The 18602-nt window shown below is 46.3% G+C and carries 17 protein-coding genes; 1 reads left to right on the forward strand and 16 read right to left on the reverse strand.

The annotated features are described in order from the left end of the window. Positions 1-53 precede the first annotated feature (53 nt). From traA to traL, 6 genes are all read right to left on the reverse strand, one after another. Entirely contained in the window at positions 54-440 is a 387-nt protein-coding gene (traA, locus tag NH454_RS18555; protein ID WP_048608546.1) for a TraA family conjugative transfer protein, read from the reverse strand. After that, the gene (traV, locus tag NH454_RS18560) at positions 437-1009 is read right to left on the reverse strand and encodes a type IV conjugative transfer system lipoprotein TraV (RefSeq protein ID WP_139175592.1); all 573 of its coding nucleotides are present in this window, start codon (positions 1007-1009) and stop codon (positions 437-439) included. Before traV ends, traA begins: the two co-directional genes overlap by 4 nt. Before the next feature lie 74 nt (positions 1010-1083). Beyond that, positions 1084-2373: a TraB/VirB10 family protein gene (locus NH454_RS18565; RefSeq protein ID WP_085285719.1), complete on the reverse strand. Its 1290-nt coding sequence runs from the start codon at positions 2371-2373 to the stop codon at positions 1084-1086. Positions 2374-2375: 2 nt separating this feature from the next. After that, the gene (locus tag NH454_RS18570; protein ID WP_048608549.1) at positions 2376-3272 is read right to left on the reverse strand and encodes a type-F conjugative transfer system secretin TraK; all 897 of its coding nucleotides are present in this window, start codon (positions 3270-3272) and stop codon (positions 2376-2378) included. Next, complete coding sequence (locus NH454_RS18575; RefSeq protein WP_000667170.1) at positions 3256-3882, reverse strand: TraE/TraK family type IV conjugative transfer system protein; 627 nt, start codon at positions 3880-3882, stop codon at positions 3256-3258. Before NH454_RS18575 ends, NH454_RS18570 begins: the two co-directional genes overlap by 17 nt. Beyond that, positions 3879-4160 (reverse strand): type IV conjugative transfer system protein TraL, encoded by a 282-nt coding sequence (gene traL / locus NH454_RS18580; RefSeq protein ID WP_000433889.1) that lies wholly within the window; start codon positions 4158-4160, stop codon positions 3879-3881. Before traL ends, NH454_RS18575 begins: the two co-directional genes overlap by 4 nt. 288 nt (positions 4161-4448) lie before the next feature. On the opposite strand from traL, the gene NH454_RS18585 reads away from it, so the two are divergent. Further along, positions 4449-5036, forward strand: a complete 588-nt coding sequence (locus tag NH454_RS18585) for a plasmid-related protein (RefSeq protein ID WP_085285720.1) — start codon at positions 4449-4451, stop codon at positions 5034-5036. A 26-nt stretch (positions 5037-5062) separates the two neighbouring features. Here the strand turns inward: NH454_RS18585 and NH454_RS18590 are convergent, their stop codons facing one another. The 10 genes from NH454_RS18590 to NH454_RS18635 form a co-directional block, all read right to left on the reverse strand. Then, on the reverse strand, positions 5063-5698 hold the full coding sequence (locus NH454_RS18590) for a DUF4400 domain-containing protein (RefSeq protein WP_045611026.1): 636 nt from the start codon (positions 5696-5698) through the stop codon (positions 5063-5065). Then, positions 5685-6245 carry a hypothetical protein gene (locus tag NH454_RS18595; protein WP_000546513.1) on the reverse strand — a complete coding sequence of 187 codons (561 nt, stop codon included), beginning with the start codon at positions 6243-6245 and terminating at the stop codon, positions 5685-5687. The genes NH454_RS18590 and NH454_RS18595 overlap by 14 nt, the downstream gene beginning before the upstream one ends. 9 nt (positions 6246-6254) lie before the next feature. Beyond that, the gene (gene traD / locus NH454_RS18600; protein WP_048609054.1) at positions 6255-8075 is read right to left on the reverse strand and encodes a conjugative transfer system coupling protein TraD; all 1821 of its coding nucleotides are present in this window, start codon (positions 8073-8075) and stop codon (positions 6255-6257) included. Between the two features lie 48 nt (positions 8076-8123). After that, the gene (gene mobH, locus NH454_RS18605) at positions 8124-10274 is read right to left on the reverse strand and encodes a MobH family relaxase (RefSeq protein WP_253039925.1); all 2151 of its coding nucleotides are present in this window, start codon (positions 10272-10274) and stop codon (positions 8124-8126) included. Positions 10275-10393: 119 nt separating this feature from the next. Beyond that, entirely contained in the window at positions 10394-10867 is a 474-nt protein-coding gene (locus NH454_RS18610; protein ID WP_001145412.1) for a hypothetical protein, read from the reverse strand. Further along, positions 10867-11148, reverse strand: a complete 282-nt coding sequence (locus tag NH454_RS18615; protein ID WP_001067695.1) for a hypothetical protein — start codon at positions 11146-11148, stop codon at positions 10867-10869. Before NH454_RS18615 ends, NH454_RS18610 begins: the two co-directional genes overlap by 1 nt. Positions 11149-11241: 93 nt before the next feature. After that, positions 11242-12096: a restriction endonuclease gene (locus NH454_RS18620; protein WP_000255863.1), complete on the reverse strand. Its 855-nt coding sequence runs from the start codon at positions 12094-12096 to the stop codon at positions 11242-11244. Next, complete coding sequence (mcrC, locus tag NH454_RS18625; protein ID WP_001277095.1) at positions 12096-13223, reverse strand: 5-methylcytosine-specific restriction endonuclease system specificity protein McrC; 1128 nt, start codon at positions 13221-13223, stop codon at positions 12096-12098. Before mcrC ends, NH454_RS18620 begins: the two co-directional genes overlap by 1 nt. Beyond that, positions 13223-15421 (reverse strand): AAA family ATPase, encoded by a 2199-nt coding sequence (locus tag NH454_RS18630; protein ID WP_048609058.1) that lies wholly within the window; start codon positions 15419-15421, stop codon positions 13223-13225. Before NH454_RS18630 ends, mcrC begins: the two co-directional genes overlap by 1 nt. A gap of 15 nt (positions 15422-15436) precedes the next feature. Further along, positions 15437-18601, reverse strand: a complete 3165-nt coding sequence (locus tag NH454_RS18635) for a type I restriction endonuclease subunit R (RefSeq protein WP_048609060.1) — start codon at positions 18599-18601, stop codon at positions 15437-15439. Position 18602 lies beyond the last annotated feature (1 nt).

The following is an 18602-nucleotide window of genomic DNA, read 5'->3' on the forward strand; positions in this document are numbered from 1 at the left end:
TTGTGTAGACCTAGTTTGATTACCTTAAGTGAACTGCCTACTGTGGCTCACATTCAGGTGCCCAGTAAAACGGCGCTGATTGCTGGAACTGTTGTGCCAATGACTTCTTGAGTGCTAGCAACAACAGGTAAGGTTGCAGACATAACACTTTCAACGACGGTTGGCGTATTGTAGAGACCCATACCGCCACCAATGCCCAAGGCAAAAGCCATCAAGCTTTGGCGAGCGATACCGCCCACAATACCCACCAGAACCATGGCTCCCGCTACGATCCGTCCCAATGTACCTTGGGTCCAGTCTTTTAGGGTATCCCACACATCAGTGAAAGCATCACCACCGGTGCCCGCAAATGAGGGCTCCGAAATCATTAACGCCATCAAACCAAGCGCACTAATGGTCATTAGGCGCTGAGTTTGAATGGTGCGAACTGCATTTGTCATTCGTTAGTTTCTCCGTAGATACTCAAGTTATCGCGCTTACCATCAGCTCCCGCTGAGGTTGAATCGCTCTGAGTCTGAAGTGGACGTAGCACAGGCGAAACCATTCGAGGTGCTGACACCCCAATATCCCACCGGCGCGGTTCAATTTCGGTAAACACGTAGCTGGATAAATTCAGATCTCCACGGTCATCCTCCCAAGGCGCAATCCAAATTCGCATCACCCTTGAAGGAATGCGAATAGGTGCAGATTGCTGCGTCTCAGGTAATGCTGGATGGCTCAGCAGTCCTGTCTCTAAATCAGATTGTGAATACCCAGAGGGAGAACCAATTCGAGTCGCCACAGCATCAATCGTCTTGGGTGCAGCGCCATTACTGGTAAGCTCATAGACTTCACGAGCGGATAAACAGCGCACACCGTCAGGCATACCTGGGCATCCATATTCACTACTCCCAAGACCCAATGAACTACAGCCAGACAATAAGGTTGAGCCGACTGCCAATAAAAGTAATCCAGCTTTAGACCACTGTTTTGACTGGTGCTTTGGGTTGTTCTGCATTGATGTCGTCATGGTTAACTCTCCTCTGGATACACATCTTATTGTCTGAAACGGACTTCGATCGGTTAGCAACATGCAGGATTTTTTCATCTTCTTGCACCTCCCCCTTGCGAAGTGGCCAACGACAACGAGGCCCCACGAGTGACTATGACTTCTATTTTCCTTGCAGCGTCTACCTCTATGACTGGGAACATATTTTCTGCCATGTCCAAATAGAACTTGGCCACTCGATCCAATGCTTTACCAGTGCCTTTAATCGCAGCGCCTTGTAATGCTTCTTGGCTCATGACTTGCTGGTACAACTGAGTATCACCGGCATTACCCGTCTGAATCGTTGGTACAGGATTCACATCAAATGCGCCTGCCAAGCCCTGAAGGAATCCGGCCATCATCGATTTGGCCACCAGCTGGCCTTGTTTCGACACTAATCGGCCACGAATACCGGCTTTACCGTCTTCACCCACGGCATAAGAATCCAGTCGCGTTTCAATGACGCCACCATCTTCTCTCACACATGAAATGGTCTCGCCTCGCAAATAGGCACGCTCAGAGCTCAAATCACCGTAACCTGCGGCGATCAAGAAACACTCTTTGATATCCGCTCTGAATCGGTTGGGTAAAATGGCTTCCTTTTGAATCCTCAGTAATGCAGGAAAAGGTTCGCGTCTTGCGGACTCGTGAGTAGGGGCATCCAAACCTGTGATCAAAGTACCTGAGATGATGCTGCCCGCCGGTAAATACAAAGGCGGCGCTTCTTGCACAACAACCTCTGGTTCAGCAACCACTTCAGGCTCAATCATACGAATCGTGATTGGCGGCAATGGAACATCCCGTGCTCGTGTGCCTTGGCCATTGACTGGCTGCTGATAGAGCGGATCAGGCAGCGGCGCATTGGCAAAATAGTCGTCTGGGTTAGACGGCAGTGGCTTTTCTTCTTTAGGCAATTCCATGGCAGATAAAGGCACTTCGAAACGGCTATTTGTGCCTTCAACTGCTGCATCACCTCCAGCGCGAACATCATCAAGTTCCGCTCGAAGACGAGCCAACTCCGCATTGACCTCACTTGGTATAGAAGGCGAACCGGGGCTTAACCGTCCTGAGTCAACGTCACGACGCAAGCGTTCAACTTCTCGGCGTAACTGCTCGTTGCGCTCACTGAGTAGTTTCACGTTCGCAGCCAAACTATCGACCCCAACATCACGAGTATTGGTATCCGTAAGAATGTGCCGGATCGTTTCCTGCCGGTTCCGACTGTTCGCGCCATCATCAGGATTAGGTGAAAACACCATCACCATAAGGATCAGACCACCAGCAATACCAGCAACCGATAGACCCCGCTTCATGTTCGGGCTCATTTGTTCCCATTGTGCTTTCATCGTTACTTACCTCCCACAAGAAGCGAAGGTCGCTGACTTTCCACTGGTTCTTCACGATGATTGCGAACAACCACATACAACTCAGTCTTTTCACCCGGCAACAAGATATTGCGAGGCCAGTAAGCGCTTGCCACTATATCTGGTGCATGACAGGCTATTTCACTGGCTTCTATCGGCTCATCGGCAAAGCTTTCAACCAGTCCTACATAGACTGTGAAGTAATGTCCCGTCACAATTTGCCCCTGCTTAAAACCAAACTTTAAGCCCGGCTGAAAACATTTCGGGCTTGTGTCAGTTTGGCCAGCTAAACGGATGTCATAGCCTTGTGGTAACTCATTTAGTGCAAGGCGTCTGAGTAAATCACGTAAGCTATCGACGTATGGCTGAGCCGTTTCCCAAGTGGCGGCTTTGCGGTTCACGACGCCCTTAATAGGCCACTGCTGACCATCAATAGCTAAGGTAATTTCACGCGGTGGAATACGACGAGGTACTAAGGTGACAGATAATGCTGGCGCTTCCTGACCAGGCGGAGTGATGTAAAGTGAAACCGGTGATTCTTTGTCCGTGGCCACATATACAACATTCGCCTTGATTTGCGTCTGAGCATCACTGGTTGTTCTCACCTGAGGCGATTCAAACGGTGTCACAATCCGGTTCAGATGGCCAAGTGCCACAGGGATCAGTTCATTGACTCCCGGTGTCATTAGTAGCGTTGTTGGCACATCCGTTGCAACCGAATTGGTTTGAACCGGTGGATTTCCAGTAGCGGACTGCTTCATCACACTGGCTGGCACAATTGGCAATTCCACGTCTGCATACGACGCTTGAGATAACAGGACGCCACTCAAGCTCATTGCGATTAAGCTTGGTGTTATCCATCGACTAATTTTGGTTCGCATCATTCACCCTCCGGTTTTGCTCTTGGGTCAACTTTTCACGAACGCGCTTCGTTCTAGCTTGCCCCTCATACGTATCCATCCAACTGAGCTTTGGACGGTATTGCTCAATATCGATGTCAAACTCATAGGTGCGAGTTTGGCGCTGTTCATCTCCAGATGGTCCAGAGACCAAGGAATAACCGGTCACAAAGACATGGCCGGTTTCATACTCATACTCCACTTGTCTGGGTTGGAATTTGAGCGTGACTCGGTCTTCACGGATCTGTCTTGCCTGAATCTCCAGTGCATCGACCACTTGCTGGTACACCGCTGGAGAAAGTAGCGGCTCAATAGCAACCCGGATAAAAGACACATTACCCGGCGTCACGTTGCCCATAAGCTCAGCCAGGTAGAGCCCCCAGGATTCCAAGTAAGGCTGAGTGGCCTGGTTTCGTGACACTTCAGCCGTTTCAGACAAAGTTGGTGGTTGAATGGCTACCACGGTATTGCGAGAAAATGCCGCTACCGCAAGAAGCAAGTTAGATAGCACCAGCACCGCAATCAGGAACCGTTGCCATCGGTTCTCTAATTGCGTGCCTTGCCATGATTTTAAAAACACGTCGAACTTCACGGCAGATAGCTCCTGATAAATGGGTTAGGGATCGTCTTGGCTTTGGTTGGCAACAGTCCAGCCCAGTAGATGGCGTGAAGAATAAAACCATCTGGGCGGCCATCACGAAAACGCCGATAGAGCTTGGTTGTCACCAACCCCAACAGGCATAAAACCAAGGCATTACCGGTAAAAATGCCGATCACTAGCCCCAACAGAATGGGAGCCATCTCATCGGCACTCCAAAGCAGGAAGTGCGGCGGGTCATCGATATAGGATGGAATATTTACAGGTTCCATAGTCACTCCTCGTTGTTTGAATTGAGAAGTGAAGGATGCCTCGGGATTGGCAGCTTCAGTGGTCAGCTAGATGCCGAATTCTTGAAGGTTTTGAGGGTTCTAATCAGACAATACTAACAATTGATCTTTTTGATGCGGTTGATATGATGGGGATATTGGTCGTGTCGAGACCAGCTGCCCACTTTAGCAAACCCGGACGGGACGACATGCATATCAAATTTATTTTTTGCTTAGGTTTTTTCTGCGACCTCGGCAGTGGGCACCGTATTCGCTAATAGGAGAAACTCAATGCAAATTACTAAAATCATTTCCTCTGCCACGGTTGAACGTTTAAAGCAAAAAGCACGAAAGCTTAAACGTGAAAAATCTATTCCACACACTCAAGCACTCGATGAAATTGCAGTAACTGCTGGTTTTAATCATTGGAATCAGGTTGTACAAGCTAATGACGTACTGAAACCATCAGAAGTGGCATTATCTTCTGGATGTGTCATGGCTTTTGATGTCAAAGATGGTATGGATGTCGATACCAGTGATGGGGTCTTAATTGAAGACCACTTCTTGGAGATGCTCACTGAAAAGCAGCTATTTGAAATTTATGCCAATTCCCCTGATGAGGACGACGAACAAAACAGACCGCTAAAAGAAACGCTATCGGATTCAGAGCTTCATGAGTATTTTCGAGATGATTGCTCATTCATGTACTTTCGTCTTGCCGAGCCTCATGCAAACAAACCGTTAAAAGAAGTATTGGCTCTTATACGACAGTACTCTTTTTGGATGCCTCAATATATTTGGCTTCAAGGCCACCTTATTGATACTTACCATTTGCCTGCTGAAGACGAGAACGGCAATACCGTAGGCGTAAGGTTTTAGCTCTACAAGATGAGGCCTGATGGGCCTCATATCTTCTTCTGCAAGTGACTTAACGCCAACCCCGCCATCAATGCCAAACCGATGATCAGCGACGGTAACACCACCGGTGGAATAGCCAGCGGGGCGAACAATCCCATAAATAACAAGATGATGCCTGAGCCCAGAATTATCATGCTATAGCGGTGAATGATAGGGCTCGAAAAATCAAAGGTTGTTTTCTTAATCTTCCAGGTCATCAAGCCGTCCCACAGCGCCGGTAACATGAGAATAAGCGCAAAGGGCAACCAGACCATCAGCAAAGCAAATCGAGTGAACACTTGGTACAACACATCAAAAAATGCCTGAATACGGTCTTCCACCCAGACAAACCAAAAGCCTCCCATGTTCTCCATCCCTTTAGAGCGCAGTCGCTGCTCTTCATTGGGGATTAGAAAATCACGCACAGATTGCTCCATCTGCGTATCCACAACCCATGATTGATACCAGCCATGGCTAGTTTGACCAATCCAATAGCTTGTTTGTGCGCCCAATTGGTTTTGGATCATCTGCTTCTCTTTACTGATGACCCGGCCAGTCCAATCACCGGGCACTAACACGCCAATGGCAATAATCTCCAGCATCAGTGCCAGACACAGCAGCCAAACCGACTTATGCTTGCTCATGCCAAACATCCTCTTCTACTCGCGCCAGCATGGCTGCAACGGTTGGCGTCATAATCCGGGCTTTAATCACTTGTTGAAGCCGCTTTGTCGTCGTATGACCACTGACATAACGCACCTCGATGCGTCCTTCAGCCAAATACGCCATCCGATTTGGACGATTACGAATCCAGGTGTGGAAATACACACCATCCACGGCGGCCCACTCGAAATGGTCAGGATCACGCAGGCGAATCCCAGTTAAAGCACTGGCAGCAGTCCAGGTAAGCGCCTCAATGAAATGCCACAGGCGTACACTGTCATCATCACAACTGACTTCTTCATAACTGCCCAAGCCATTACACAGACACAAATCAAAGATGGAATGGCCATCTAACGTGAACGCATCCGTTAAGTAGTCCGCCAAGCAATACACCGAGGCCAAAGCATGAGGCCAGTCGGTTTCAAGCAGTCTTAAGGTTTCCTTGAACTGGGGGTTATGTTGCTGCCACTGAGCGAGCATTTCTTTACTGGTAAGTGTTGTCATTTTCAGACAGACAGAATGATGCATACAGACTCCTTATGCTGCCTGTGTAGAGCTGGTTAAAATAGGAATGCGGCCTTTGATCACGCGGCCACCTGAAAGCTTGGCGATGTACTCCAGGTTGGGAAGCTGGCCTAATAACTGCGGTGGAAACATATCGCCTTCTTCCTCCATCAAGCGTTCGCCATGATTGCCGGTAAACAACGCGGGGCTGTCCGAGTTGGACGACATACCTTGAGTTTGCATGATGTACTGCAACCGAGTCTTAGGCAGATTGTCGGTAATGTACTGCTGCGTTTCGGCATCCATCACCCGAAGAGCTATCAGGTTGTTGATGTTACCTAACACCTGACGGGCCTTAGCTTCGCTGCCTGTACGAGCTGAAAAATCAGCAAAGGTCTGAGTAGCAATCACACAACGCATTTTTGCGCCACGGCCTTTGTTGAGCAGTTGAATGAAGGGATCGTTGACGACTTCAGCCGCCTCATCGATGAAGATATTTACGGGACGATTTTCAACACCATAGTTATAGCGGTCACCGGCCACAGCCGTGAGATCGGATAAAAGCAACGAACCAATGGCGCTGCCAACCATGGCGTCGGTCAATGAATCCAACCCGATATAGGCCACTTGGGCATTGTTGATAATACGGCCAGAATCCGTAATTAACCGGCTGTCATCCACATCGTTTGCAATCGGTGATAGCAGTGGGCCAAGTTCACTTGAAGTGAGCATATTGAGCACCGGCATCAATGAGGCCACCATCTTGGAATAGTGGGTTCTGTCATGCTCAAACATACTCAATAGCCCCTCTAAATCGGTATTGGCGGCAACGGGCTGAATGCGTTCGTAGTAGAAAAGCAGCATCGCCATGGCTTGTTTAGCCAAGGTATTGGCCTTTTCGGTAAAGCGCTTGATCTCCACACTAAAGTTCGGATACACCTGCTCACCCCATGCCGTGACGGCTTTTACTACCAAGCCTTCTGGGCCACCTTCCAAGAATCGTCTCAGTGTTTTCAGATCAGGACGCTGAGAAGTAAGCAACAGACCTTGCACGATGTTATTCAGTGCCATTTGGCCAAAGGCTTTAAATGGATCAGCACCGGTTTCAGATGGAATTAATGCCGCAATTCGGCTGGCGATTTCAGTACCCCGGTTAAAGTTCCTCAGGGGATTAAGCCGTACCGAATGCTCTGGAAACCCCGGATGAAAATACACAAAGCGCTCAGGACTACCGGCGGCAATACAGGCTCGCTGTGCATTATCCTTAAGTTCTTTGTCTCCCTTGGGGTCAATAATAATCACGGCTTCATTGCGCAAAATGGCCTGAGTGATCATCGCATCAAAGCATCGGGTTTTCCCTGCCCCGGTCGTGCCGACAATTAAGGTATGCCCCTCAGTGTGACCAACTGGCTGGTACACATCTTCTTCTTTGGGCTCAACACCATGAATCCAGGTCGAACCCATTTGCTTACCGTGCCCCTGGTTAAGCAAGGTTTGCTTATCCCGCTTTAAGATTTCATAAGCGCGTTGGGCATGACGTTGATCCCACTCAAAGCCATACCCTAACCACAATTCATCAGGATGTTTTGCCATCACCTTTTGTAAATGCGACAGCTCCATAAAAGCCAATGGTTTGCCTTTTAGCCCCTTCTGTAGTTTATAAAGACGGTAAGCCTCGGGCAGGCGATACAACGCCATGCCCGAGGAAATCCCTGTCATCCACCAAAATGGCTCAGGTGGTAGCTCAGTCAGCATTTCTGCGGCAATTGCCCCAGTTGCTCCAACCAGCCAACCTGCTACTGCCATGGCTTCATAGTTCGTGCGCCAGGGCATCTCATATGCGTTTTCTTTCATTCATGCTCCGCAAAATAACCGTTTACAATCCGCTTAACTTCAAATGGATTAACGTTTAGCGTGAGCGGTAAACAGAACCGTTTTCCCCTCATCAAACTGGCATTGGTCACTGGCCGAGATCCCCCGAAGTAGCTGTCCGGCTGGAATGCCATGCTCATTGGCGACTTGGCGTAAGGTTTGAATCGTGACGCGAATACCATCGGCACTATGATCCACGTCTGGGTAATTGCCATCGGTCAGTAAGATGGGCAAATCTTTCACAAAATTAACCACCTGTTGCCGCTGCGCGTGTTTGAGGTCTGTACTTGAGTTCGCATTGGGCGCAATCGGCTTTTGCTTACGCTCCGCTCTTGTGGCGGGCTCTTTTGCTTGGGCATTGGCTGTCTCAGTTCGACTCGGACGCTGTGAAGCCTCTTCGTTCTGAATTGGTTCCACTGACTCTGCGTCTTGTTTGGAAAGGTCAATCAGTGCAATTAGCCCTTTAGAAATCGATACTTTCAGCAGTAACCCTTGCTCCTGAACGCCATCATTCGTAGTCACAGTTCTGGCCTTACGTGTCGGGTTTGCGGGATCTAGTTCAAGCCAATCTAATCGACTTAGTTCAGCAAGCAGTTTTCGGGGTGCACACCAAGGTCTTACGGCATCGGGATAGCGGATCAGTATCTGTTCACCAGCCATAATCAACGCACTGCTGGCCTCTGGGAGCCACGCCAAAGATTCAGGGAGATTAAATGCGTCTGCATCGTGCTGGTTTACGTTATTTGAGATAGTGGCATCGTTTGAATCGTTAGGCTTTTCGCATCCATCACCCGGAACATTTTCAGTTGCCTGAAGGTGATTAACATCACTGGCATGACGAAGTTCATCATCTTGTTCGGATGATTTTGTCGATGGCGACTCAGCCGAATTGCTGAGTTCAATTGATGATGACGCTTCAGGCAAGTCTAAATGCTCACTGGAGCGACTCTGAGGCTCTGCTTGTGTTTGCTGTGTTGCTTCCCAATCAGGTTTACTAAACAGTGTCACACCACTTGGTACATTCGAGCTGAACAATAAATCGGCCTCAACTATATGCAGCATGGCTAACCAGATTGGCTTGTCGTCTTTGATCAGCACTTCAGGGGCAAGGCTTTCATATCGCTCATTTGAGGTGGATTTAGTGGCCAATCCTCGCTCAATGAGGATGTCCGCAAGGGTATCGGGATCTCGTGGAATGCCAGGTATCTTGTCTTTGGCCAACAGCTCAATGATGTCCTTAGCCGCGCTTTTCCAAACCAGGTAAAGATGGGTTGATTGATTGGATTTTCGTACCCAGACTCTGGCATCTCGCTGATTAACCAGCCATTGCGAACTGGCAAGTAATCGCCTCATGGCATCAAGTAGATAGCGTTCGACTGGGACACCAAGGGCATTGTCGTCAACGGAAATGCGTTGAGCTTTCAGGTCTCGCTGGACACTGGTTTGGTCAGCTTCAATAACCAATTTGGACAGGACATGCTCTGGATCGGTATTGCCAATTGCTTCCAGCATGGCTTGCAAAATTTCAGGGCCCGGTTGGGTTAACCAGGCGAGCAACTCGGGTGTCATCACCCGGTTTAAAACCAAAATTGAAAATTGCTCGTGCCGCTTGCACCGTCCGTCGCGCCAGCGAATAAAATAGCGTTCAATGCTGTTATTTGTGGTCCACTGGGATAAGGTTTCTAAAAAAGGGTTCCACTGATAGCGTCCATCTTCGTCTGTAATAGACAAGTCTGAAACAGGCTTACCAATATCATGGAACAAACCGCCTAATGCCGCCGCAACACGCCACCTTGGTTCCAGCTCTTTTTTTTCAACCGGTGTGCCACTGGCAACAAAGATGATCCCTTCAGCAGCTTGTGCAGCCCAGAAAGCAACTTCCAACGAATGACGTAATAAACCACCAGCGCCACTGTGATGATGATGCTCAGAAGCTGGCAACAAATGAACATAAGCAGCCAGATGATCAATGCAGGGCTGAATTAGCCTTTGAAAATCACGCAGGTTAAAGCCAAGTACCTGGCGCAGTTTGGCAATTAGCTCGTCTTGTGTAGACTGCAAATCCTCGGGGGACGCAGCTGGCAACCCTTTCAGGAATGGCGGGTAGCGTGGAATTTCTGTATCCAGTTGCGATGACAGTTCTGGTAGTGCTTTGGTTTGAAAAAATAGGTTTTTGAACATAGTGAACCTCCGACACGATAGTGTGAAGGTTCTGTAGCAACTGAAGATGTTAGATAGCCGAAAGAAATATGCATTTATCTGTAGTTGTCTTCGTTCTAGTGAGAAAACCGACAGTTACATTACAGTGTGGGGTAAGACAGCTTTTCATTGTAAGACTGGGCATCATCCTCCCAAACTAGCCGAACAACATGCTTTCGTTTCGTTTGCATATGAACAGCGGCTATTAGCTCAACGGCTTGATACTTTTCGAGGCTTTCCATTGGAAATTTGTCAGTCACTTCTGATTCAATAACTAAATCGTTACCTTCGGGGAACTCAATTCTGACGTTTCTTGCAGTAGCAGCACCTTTATTCCAAACCTTAAGCCGATACTTACTGCTGCCAAGTTTTATAATTGATGCACCAAGGTCAGCTTGTTTTCCTTTCAGAGCATCTTCATTTTCTTTTTCCAAGAGAATGGTGTTTAGCTTTTCCTGGCTTTCGACAAGTGACTTCTGCCTCTTATTAAAGCTGACCGTTTGCCATGTTGCGTAGCCAGATAAAAGGAAAGCTAATCCAGCTATCACATCACCTGCATCAATAGTTACTGGCATTACTTAATCCTTATATTCTTGCTACCAGAAAAAGCCTTTTTTAAAGATTTACGTAGTTCGTCTTGAACGTCTTTTAAAACTTCTTCCTTGATTTCAGAAAGGTGCTCGTCAATATTTTCGCTATTCTCTTGAATAAGCTCATCTTTATTAAACTCTCGGTCACAAGATGCACAAGTCATTACTTGTATTGTTTCATCGCAACCGTCTTCGTATGAAAAGTCTGAACAGCCACAAGTCGGGCAAAGCAAGCTTATACTTCTATTGTATTTTTCAGGATTCATTCTAACTTTCCGTTATGTGAGTGGCCGTATTTAACCGCATATATTCAAGAACTAGACAATGCACGTTGGAGTTCCTTTGGTGCTTATTAACAGTTAAAGACCTAAAAACCAGCCAGGATCAACTGTTACTTTTTCAACTAACTCTGTTTTAACGCCTAAACTAAGTTCCTTAAGCTTATCGGCTAACTGATCACCATCGACCAAGTCAATCGGAGCAACGCCATCACGGTTGGCTTCTTCAATCGCAGCTTTTGTAAAGTTACCTGTAGTGATAAACATCCCACGATCAGCTCTACCAACGGTTGCGCCCCTAAAATCACGGATCTCGGGAGCCCCAACGGAACCTTTGTACTTTTTACACTGAAAAGCGATATGAAAGCTCATCAAACCGTTGATTCGGGCAATTCCTTTGCCATCGATACCACCATCACCCGTGCGACCAGTCACTTCAACATGGATAAAGCCTGATTCTCTCAATAACCTCTGTGTTAGTCGCTCAAACGCATCCGGGCTCATTTCTTCAATTAGCACATGATGCAGTTTTTCACGCCAAAGCATAGCCTCTTCAGGGGAGTCATCGGACGACAGTTCTGGAGTAGATGTCGTAGCATTAGTCTGTTCAGGCTTGCGGTCCAGTGCTCTAACAAAGTTGACAATTTCTCTGCTATCGATTTCCGGTTCCTGTCTAGCTTTATCTGTAAGTGCCCAAACGCCACGAGATGAGTTTTCAAGGTATCCAGCTTTCTTCAGGTAGGTTCTAGCCCATGCTAATCGATATCCAACTTCAGTTTGGCTACTTTTTTCAGGGTTGTGCAGAACAGCCAAAGTACCCTCATCAAACTTCTCAAGCTCGACAACTTCTTCGTATATCTCGTCGATACTGCCTGAGCCCCCAAGGTTCACTAATGCCTTTATTAGCGGTAGCATAAGTTGATCGAATGTGACCATTATTTTTTCTCCTGGAAACTCTTTTGTAAAAGAGCAAGTAGGCGCTCTCTGATTGAAATAGCTGACTCACCTAAATTAACAGTGCAAAACCATATTGGGTGGCCTTGAATTGTTACCATCTCAGCGACTTCTTTATCTACTGTCGGGTGAAGTAACATGCCAATACTTTCAAGTGATTTGGGGTCTGAAGTGTCTTCCTGGCTTCTAAGGTAAGTATACATTTGGTAGATATAACCACTGCGAAGAGTCTGTTCCCTATGCCAACCTTTAGTGGTCACTGAATTGAATTTTGTGTCGATTACCAAACGCTTGTCTGGTGAACGATTATCGATAATGATGTCTGTTTTCATGCTGGGAAGAATTTCGTCTATCCCTGAGCTTTTATCTGATATCTGCCAATCAAACTGTTTGCCAGCCAATACTCGCCACTCTCTTTTATCTAGTGCTACGGCATAGAAACCCGCTACAGCTTTTTCAAACAATTTTCTAAGCCACTCTTTTCGAGTGTCAGGAGCTGTTAGATGAAATTGACCGTCAAACTCTGTGGGTATAGCGAGTGAAAAAGCCAAATCGGCTGCAGCAACCATCTTCTGATCGCTAATATCATGGCGTCCAAATCTTTCCGACTTTCCGCTGTAATTTATTGGCTTTGCCTTGCTCACGCCTAGACGTTCTAAACTCAGCATTAAGGCTCGGCATTTATGGGCAAGAGTTGGTTTAATATTCAGCTTTGATAATCGTTCTAATGCAGATCTAACATAACGATTACGGGGAGTATCTACCGTTAACTCATCAAAGCGACAGCATACCTTACCTTTTTCAAGTAGCCTTTGCCGCTCGGTGGTTAGGGTATCTATGCGTCCACGAACTCGATTGATTACAGCAACTTTCGATTCATACCCATAGCTTAAATTTCGCATCATGCGTTCTTCAACTTGATGGCAGAGAATCTCGGCAACCAAATCTGCTATGTCTTCTGGGTTGTCTTCTACGTCGACTTTATTGGTGCCAAGGTGGCGATAAAGGTCCGAAGCATAGAGCATCAACAACCACAGGTTACGAACAGGAATCTTTCCTAATCGTCTCGACGAAGTAGTTTGGCTTTTCGCTTCAATAACGGCAGACATTAGATGCCTTCAACCAAAGCGTCTTTGGATTTGATAGCGCGTTCTATATCGTCAAACCAGTATTCTTCAAGAAGCGGTCCAATTTCAGTTTCTACGACACCTTGAAACCATGCTGCAGCATCTTCAATCTTTGTATTTAACGGTGGTGTTACATAACTGTGGCCGATTTTAAACTGAGGGCCCAAGTTGCGTTCTTTTGAAATCTCGTTATTTAGTGAGACTATGCGCTGTTCAATTAACTGCAAAAAATCGTTATCAATACCAGCCTTACTATGAACCCAATTGCGCCATGCCTCACCGAGCGTTGGCTTAAGATCAAAAAATGCGAATCGGCGACGTAGAGCAAGGTCAACAAGTGCTAATGAGCGGTCGGCAATATTCATAGTGCCAATAACATAAAGGTTAGCGGGAATATGAATTCTTTCGCCTTCAGCTCGACGATAACTAAGCTCCAAAGCTTCACTTGGCGTGCGCTTGTCAGCCTCTAACAATGTGAGCATTTCGCCAAAAATCTGAGCAGGGTTTCCTCGGTTAATTTCTTCGATAACGACTACGTGTTTGCTGCTCGCATCTTTTTTGGCTTCATTAATCATTTCCAGAAATGGACCATCAACGAGAGTTAATTTTCCTTCGCCTGATGGCCTCCAACCACGCACAAAATCTTCATATGATAGATTGGGGTGGAACTGAACAGCGCGTAGAGAGTTTTCGTCCTTTTGGCCCATTAACGCATATGCAAGTTTCTTTGCGAGCCATGTCTTACCAGTTCCCGGAGGGCCTTGGAGAATAAGGTTTTTCTTATGTCTAAGCTGAGTAATTATTTTTGCGATGCTTTCTCTTTCAAGAAAACAACCATCGGCAATGATGTCGTCAATTGTATAAGGTTCAATAGGCGCAGTCTGAACAGCAACTTCGTCTTCTTCTGCCGATAGCTCCTCGTCATCAAGGTCAGTAGCATTCGGATGAGCGGATGTGTCGGTATCCTTAAATAGCCAGGCCGAAAGCGACAGTTCTGGAAAAGAGTGTACGGGGTAGGCGTCCTCTTGAAATCGTGTTTCTAGATCATCAATCAGACCGAAGTAATCTCTTGAGCTACAGCGACCTTTTTCGCCATTCTTGCCTATTTCTAAACCCAGCTTTTTAGTGATGTATGCCTGTGATTGGCCATCAAGTGTCAGATACTTCCATGGTCTAATCCAATACAGCCCCATTGAGAGGTTCCAGCCGGTTCCCCAGCATTTAGTCGCAGTTTCATAAGCATCGTAAAGTGCCTCTGCGGTATCAGTTTCTGAGTTATTAGCGTGTTCTATGGCGGCCTCAAAAAGGTTCCATAGTGTATCAATGTCATGTTCACCCCGTCGGTATTTGTATCCAAAAAACCAAGAGCGCTGATTATTAACAACAGGGATACCTTCAAAGGAATTAGGAACAGGCGTTTCAACTTTCAAAAAAGCAGCAAGCTCGCTTGCGATGGCTATTCGGTTAGCATCGGTAATGCCCCGGTTAAACAGGCCGAAGACGGTAAACGGGCAAATATCACTTAGCAAATCTTTTGTGCCTTCCTTAGGCTGATCTTGAAGGACAGAAATGCTTTCAATTTTGTTCGGTAAATCGTGGATGGCTGCCATTAAAGAAGCACGATCATCCTTGTAAGTTAATAGCTTGTCGGCAAACTCTTCGTAAAATTGGGTCCATTTAAAACGCTGTTTATCGACAGGGGTATCACCAAAGCGCTCCTTCCAATAGGGAGCATTGCGAAAACGATCTATATCCTGGGGTTTATTATTGAAAGTGAAGTCAATAAGCCCCTCTGTCATCCAATCATCGGGAGAAACGCGCCAAATAGTGCTGCGATTGGTATAGAAATACCATTCATTAACAGGCTCAAAGCGTGGTTGCCATTCAACATCGACAAACCGGCCATCGCCATGATTACGGGTAATCACACCAATAGCTTTGATCCCCATTACTGAAACAGTCTGGCCTTTAGTATCAAAAGGGAGCTCTCGCTTTCTTGTATATGACGATTTAATGGCAATCTTGTCGCCCGGCTGCATACTGCGGACTACATCGAGATATTTATCTTCATAGCCATTTTGCCAAACGCCATCGTTGAGAAAACGCTCCGTTTGGTCTTCACTACCTTTGCCGTAGGATGCACCCACAAACCAGAATGAATTAGATTTATTTGTTGTCATCTATAAAAGCACCCTTTATTTCGTCCATGAATTCGACAATGTCTCAGCCTGCTTCAAAATAAGCTCTACAGCTTCAGCGGCTTTGTCAGGTGGATATTTGTAACGCTGTAAAGTGCGGCGCACGAGTATTTTTAATTTAGCTCGAACACTGTCACGAACTTGCCAATCAACCGTGGTCGATTTTCTGAGTTTGTCTGTGATTTCGACGGCAATCTTTTTAAGGATCTCATCACCAAGTTCACGTACTGCACTTTCGTTGTTGGCTAGAGCATCATAAAACGCGATTTCATCTGGATTTAACCCCAGTTCAGCCTCGCGCATCATTTCTTCCTGAAACTCTTTGGCCATTTGAATAAGTTCTTCAATGACCTGAGCTGTTTCAATGGCGCGGTTATTGTACTTTCTAAGCGTTTCTTGCAAGCGGTCTGCGTATTTCTTCTCTTGCACAACGTTATTACGTGTTTTCGCTTTAATGTCATCCTTGAGTAGTTTTTCAAGTAATTCAACGGCCAAGTTGCGCTCCGGCATCTGTCGCACGTCTTCTAAAAACTCATCCGATAGCAAACCAATATTGGGCTTGTCCAAGCCACAAAGTGCGAACACGTCAGCAACGCCTTCGGCGATCACTGCGTTATCTAGGATCTGTTTCAGTGCCGAGTTCTTTTCTTCCTGAGTGCGCTTTCTATCTACGCTGGTAAATTTGCTGATGGCGGCCTTAATGGCTGAGTAAAAGGCGATTTCTTTCCTTAACTCTTTAGCCTCATCCAAGGTACTGCATAGTGAGTATGATTTTGTTGCCGCCAACACTAAGTCTAAGAAACGCTTTTTGCCATCCTCTAAGCCAAGTACATAGTTAGCGGCAGGCACCAATAGTTTGTGCGCTTGAGTTTCATACCCCGATATGTCCAAACCATCGGATTTTGGTGTTTTACCAAACATGCCACGGATAGCATCAATTTTTTCTAAAAGAATGGAAAACGCTTCTTCTGCATTGAGTGTTGGCTCGCCTTTACCTTTAGAGTCTGTATAGGTTTTCAATGCTTGCTTAAGCTCGTTAGCAATACCAATGTAGTCAACAACTAAACCGCCTGGCTTGTTTTTAAATACGCGGTTAACCCGCGCAATGGCCTGCATCAGGTTATGGCCTTTCATCGGTTTATCCACGTACATAGTGTTACAACAAGGCGCATCAAACCCCGTTAACCACATGTCCCTGACAATGACCAACTTCAGAGGATCATTCATATCTTTAAAGCGCTTTTCTAAGCGTTTTTTGGTTTTTTTGTTATAAATATGGGGTTGCAAAAGTGGCTTGTCCGAAGCTGACCCTGTCATCACAATCTTAATCGCCCCTTTTTCAGGATCATCCGAATGCCATTCTGGGCGCAGTGCAATAATCTCATTGTAGAGATGCGCACAGATATCACGGCTCATAGCCACTATCATGGCTTTACCATCCATAGTGGCATTGCGTGTCTCAAAGTGCTCGATCAAGTCAGCTGCAACTTGGCTTAATCTAGGAGTCGCACCAACAAGCTTTTCAAGACGGCTCCATTCCCCCTTAGTTTTTTCACGGTTGCTGACGTCCTCTTCGTCCTCTACCACTTCATCAACTTGATCGGACAACTCAGCGATTTCAGCATGGTTCAAATCAAGCTTTGCCAAGCGTGACTCATAATAAATAGGAACGGTTGCGCCATCATCTACTGCATCTTGAATGTCGTAGATGGACACATAGCCACCAAATACAGCGCGAGTGTCTTTGTCTTCTTGTGAAATGGGTGTACCAGTAAAACCAATAAAGGAAGCAGACGGTAGCGCATCGCGCATATGCTTGGCGTAACCAAACTTATATTGACCATCTGCACTTAAGGTGGCTTTCAGGCCATATTGGCTGCGGTGTGCTTCGTCTGAGATAACAACTATATTGTGACGCTCATTGAGTATTGGATGATGCTTCTCGTCGTCAAGCAGGGCAAACTTTTGCACTGTGGTAAAAATGATGCCGCCAGACTCTCTTTCAGCTAACAACTGTCTTAGCGCATCTCGGTCAGATGCTTGAACAGGCGTTTGCTTCAAGAGCTCAACTGCGTTGCAGAACGTGGCATAGAGCTGACCATCTAGATCATTGCGGTCGGTAACAACAATCAGCGTTGGGTTATTCATAGCCTTTTGTTGAAGCAACATACCGGCATAACAACACATTGAAATACTTTTGCCGCTGCCTTGAGTGTGCCAAACCACACCTGCTTTTTTACTACCAGGTACTACCTCATCGGCATAGGTTGCCCGCTTCTCTGTTACGCCATCAATTTGCTGAGCCGCAATGACTGTCGTCTTTACCGCTTCTCGCACAGCATGAAACTGGTGATAACCAGCAATCTTTTTAATGATCGTCTCACCGTCTGTTTCAAACAATACAAAAAATCGTATGTAATCCAGCAGCAACTCACGATCAAAAAAACCGCGAACCATGGTTTCTAGCTGCCACTCCAGTAAAGGTTTATCGTTTTCATTATTAATAGTGCGCCAAGGCATAAAACGCTCTTGGTTAGCAGTTAGAGAGCCGACCCGAGCGGTGTAACCATCACTGACTACTAGCGCCTCATTGAAGATAAAAAGGTCTGAGACTTCATCTTTATAGGTTTGCAGTTGATTAAAGGCATCCCAAATATCGGCATTTTCATCGCTTGGGCTTTTCAACTCAAGAACAGCAATCGGTAAGCCGTTGATAAAACAAATGACATCAGGCCGACGTGGCTGTTTGGTGCCAGTAATCGTGAACTGATTGACGACAGTAAATAGATTATTGTTCAAGTTATCGAAGTCGATAATAAAAACATGATCCTGTATCGATTCACCATCGGCTCCCTTATATACAACAGGAACTCCTTGCAACAAGAAACGATGAAAAGAACGGTTACTTGTAACTAAATCAAAAAAATCAGGTTTTAATATAATGGCTTTAAACTGTTCATAGCAGATATCTATTTGAACAACAGGAATATGGTTATTGATTTTTTCAAATGCTAATTTTAAGTAAGTTTCTAAGATAACGTCAGAGTAATTTTTTCTCAGAGGATTGTTGCCATCTGGACCAATATCAGGCCCATGAAGAATATCCCAATGATTTTCCCTAAACCAACCTAAACAAAGGCTCTCTAGATTTTCTTCATTCATA

The sequence above is a fragment of the Pseudoalteromonas sp. Ps84H-4 genome, from assembly GCF_024124645.1.
Lineage (GTDB): Bacteria > Pseudomonadota > Gammaproteobacteria > Enterobacterales > Alteromonadaceae > Pseudoalteromonas > Pseudoalteromonas lipolytica_C.

Bases quoted from the DNA above. Each gene is read 5' to 3' on its own strand.
- NH454_RS18635 (WP_048609060.1), bottom strand. From the start codon at position 18,601: ATGAATGAAGAAAATCTAGAGAGCCTTTGTTTAGGTTGGTTTAGGGAA.
- traD (WP_048609054.1), bottom strand. From the start codon at position 8,075: ATGAAAGAAAACGCATATGAGATGCCCTGGCGCACGAACTATGAAGCC.
- NH454_RS18615 (WP_001067695.1), bottom strand. From the start codon at position 11,148: ATGAATCCTGAAAAATACAATAGAAGTATAAGCTTGCTTTGCCCGACT.
- traL (WP_000433889.1), bottom strand. From the start codon at position 4,160: ATGGAACCTGTAAATATTCCATCCTATATCGATGACCCGCCGCACTTC.
- NH454_RS18595 (WP_000546513.1), bottom strand. From the start codon at position 6,245: ATGCATCATTCTGTCTGTCTGAAAATGACAACACTTACCAGTAAAGAA.
- mcrC (WP_001277095.1), bottom strand. From the start codon at position 13,223: ATGTCTGCCGTTATTGAAGCGAAAAGCCAAACTACTTCGTCGAGACGA.
- NH454_RS18590 (WP_045611026.1), bottom strand. From the start codon at position 5,698: ATGAGCAAGCATAAGTCGGTTTGGCTGCTGTGTCTGGCACTGATGCTG.
- traV (WP_139175592.1), bottom strand. From the start codon at position 1,009: ATGACGACATCAATGCAGAACAACCCAAAGCACCAGTCAAAACAGTGG.
- NH454_RS18630 (WP_048609058.1), bottom strand. From the start codon at position 15,421: ATGACAACAAATAAATCTAATTCATTCTGGTTTGTGGGTGCATCCTAC.
- traA (WP_048608546.1), bottom strand. From the start codon at position 440: ATGACAAATGCAGTTCGCACCATTCAAACTCAGCGCCTAATGACCATT.
- mobH (WP_253039925.1), bottom strand. From the start codon at position 10,274: ATGTTCAAAAACCTATTTTTTCAAACCAAAGCACTACCAGAACTGTCA.
- NH454_RS18610 (WP_001145412.1), bottom strand. From the start codon at position 10,867: ATGCCAGTAACTATTGATGCAGGTGATGTGATAGCTGGATTAGCTTTC.
- NH454_RS18570 (WP_048608549.1), bottom strand. From the start codon at position 3,272: ATGCGAACCAAAATTAGTCGATGGATAACACCAAGCTTAATCGCAATG.
- NH454_RS18620 (WP_000255863.1), bottom strand. From the start codon at position 12,096: ATGGTCACATTCGATCAACTTATGCTACCGCTAATAAAGGCATTAGTG.
- NH454_RS18565 (WP_085285719.1), bottom strand. From the start codon at position 2,373: ATGAAAGCACAATGGGAACAAATGAGCCCGAACATGAAGCGGGGTCTA.
- NH454_RS18585 (WP_085285720.1), top strand. From the start codon at position 4,449: ATGCAAATTACTAAAATCATTTCCTCTGCCACGGTTGAACGTTTAAAG.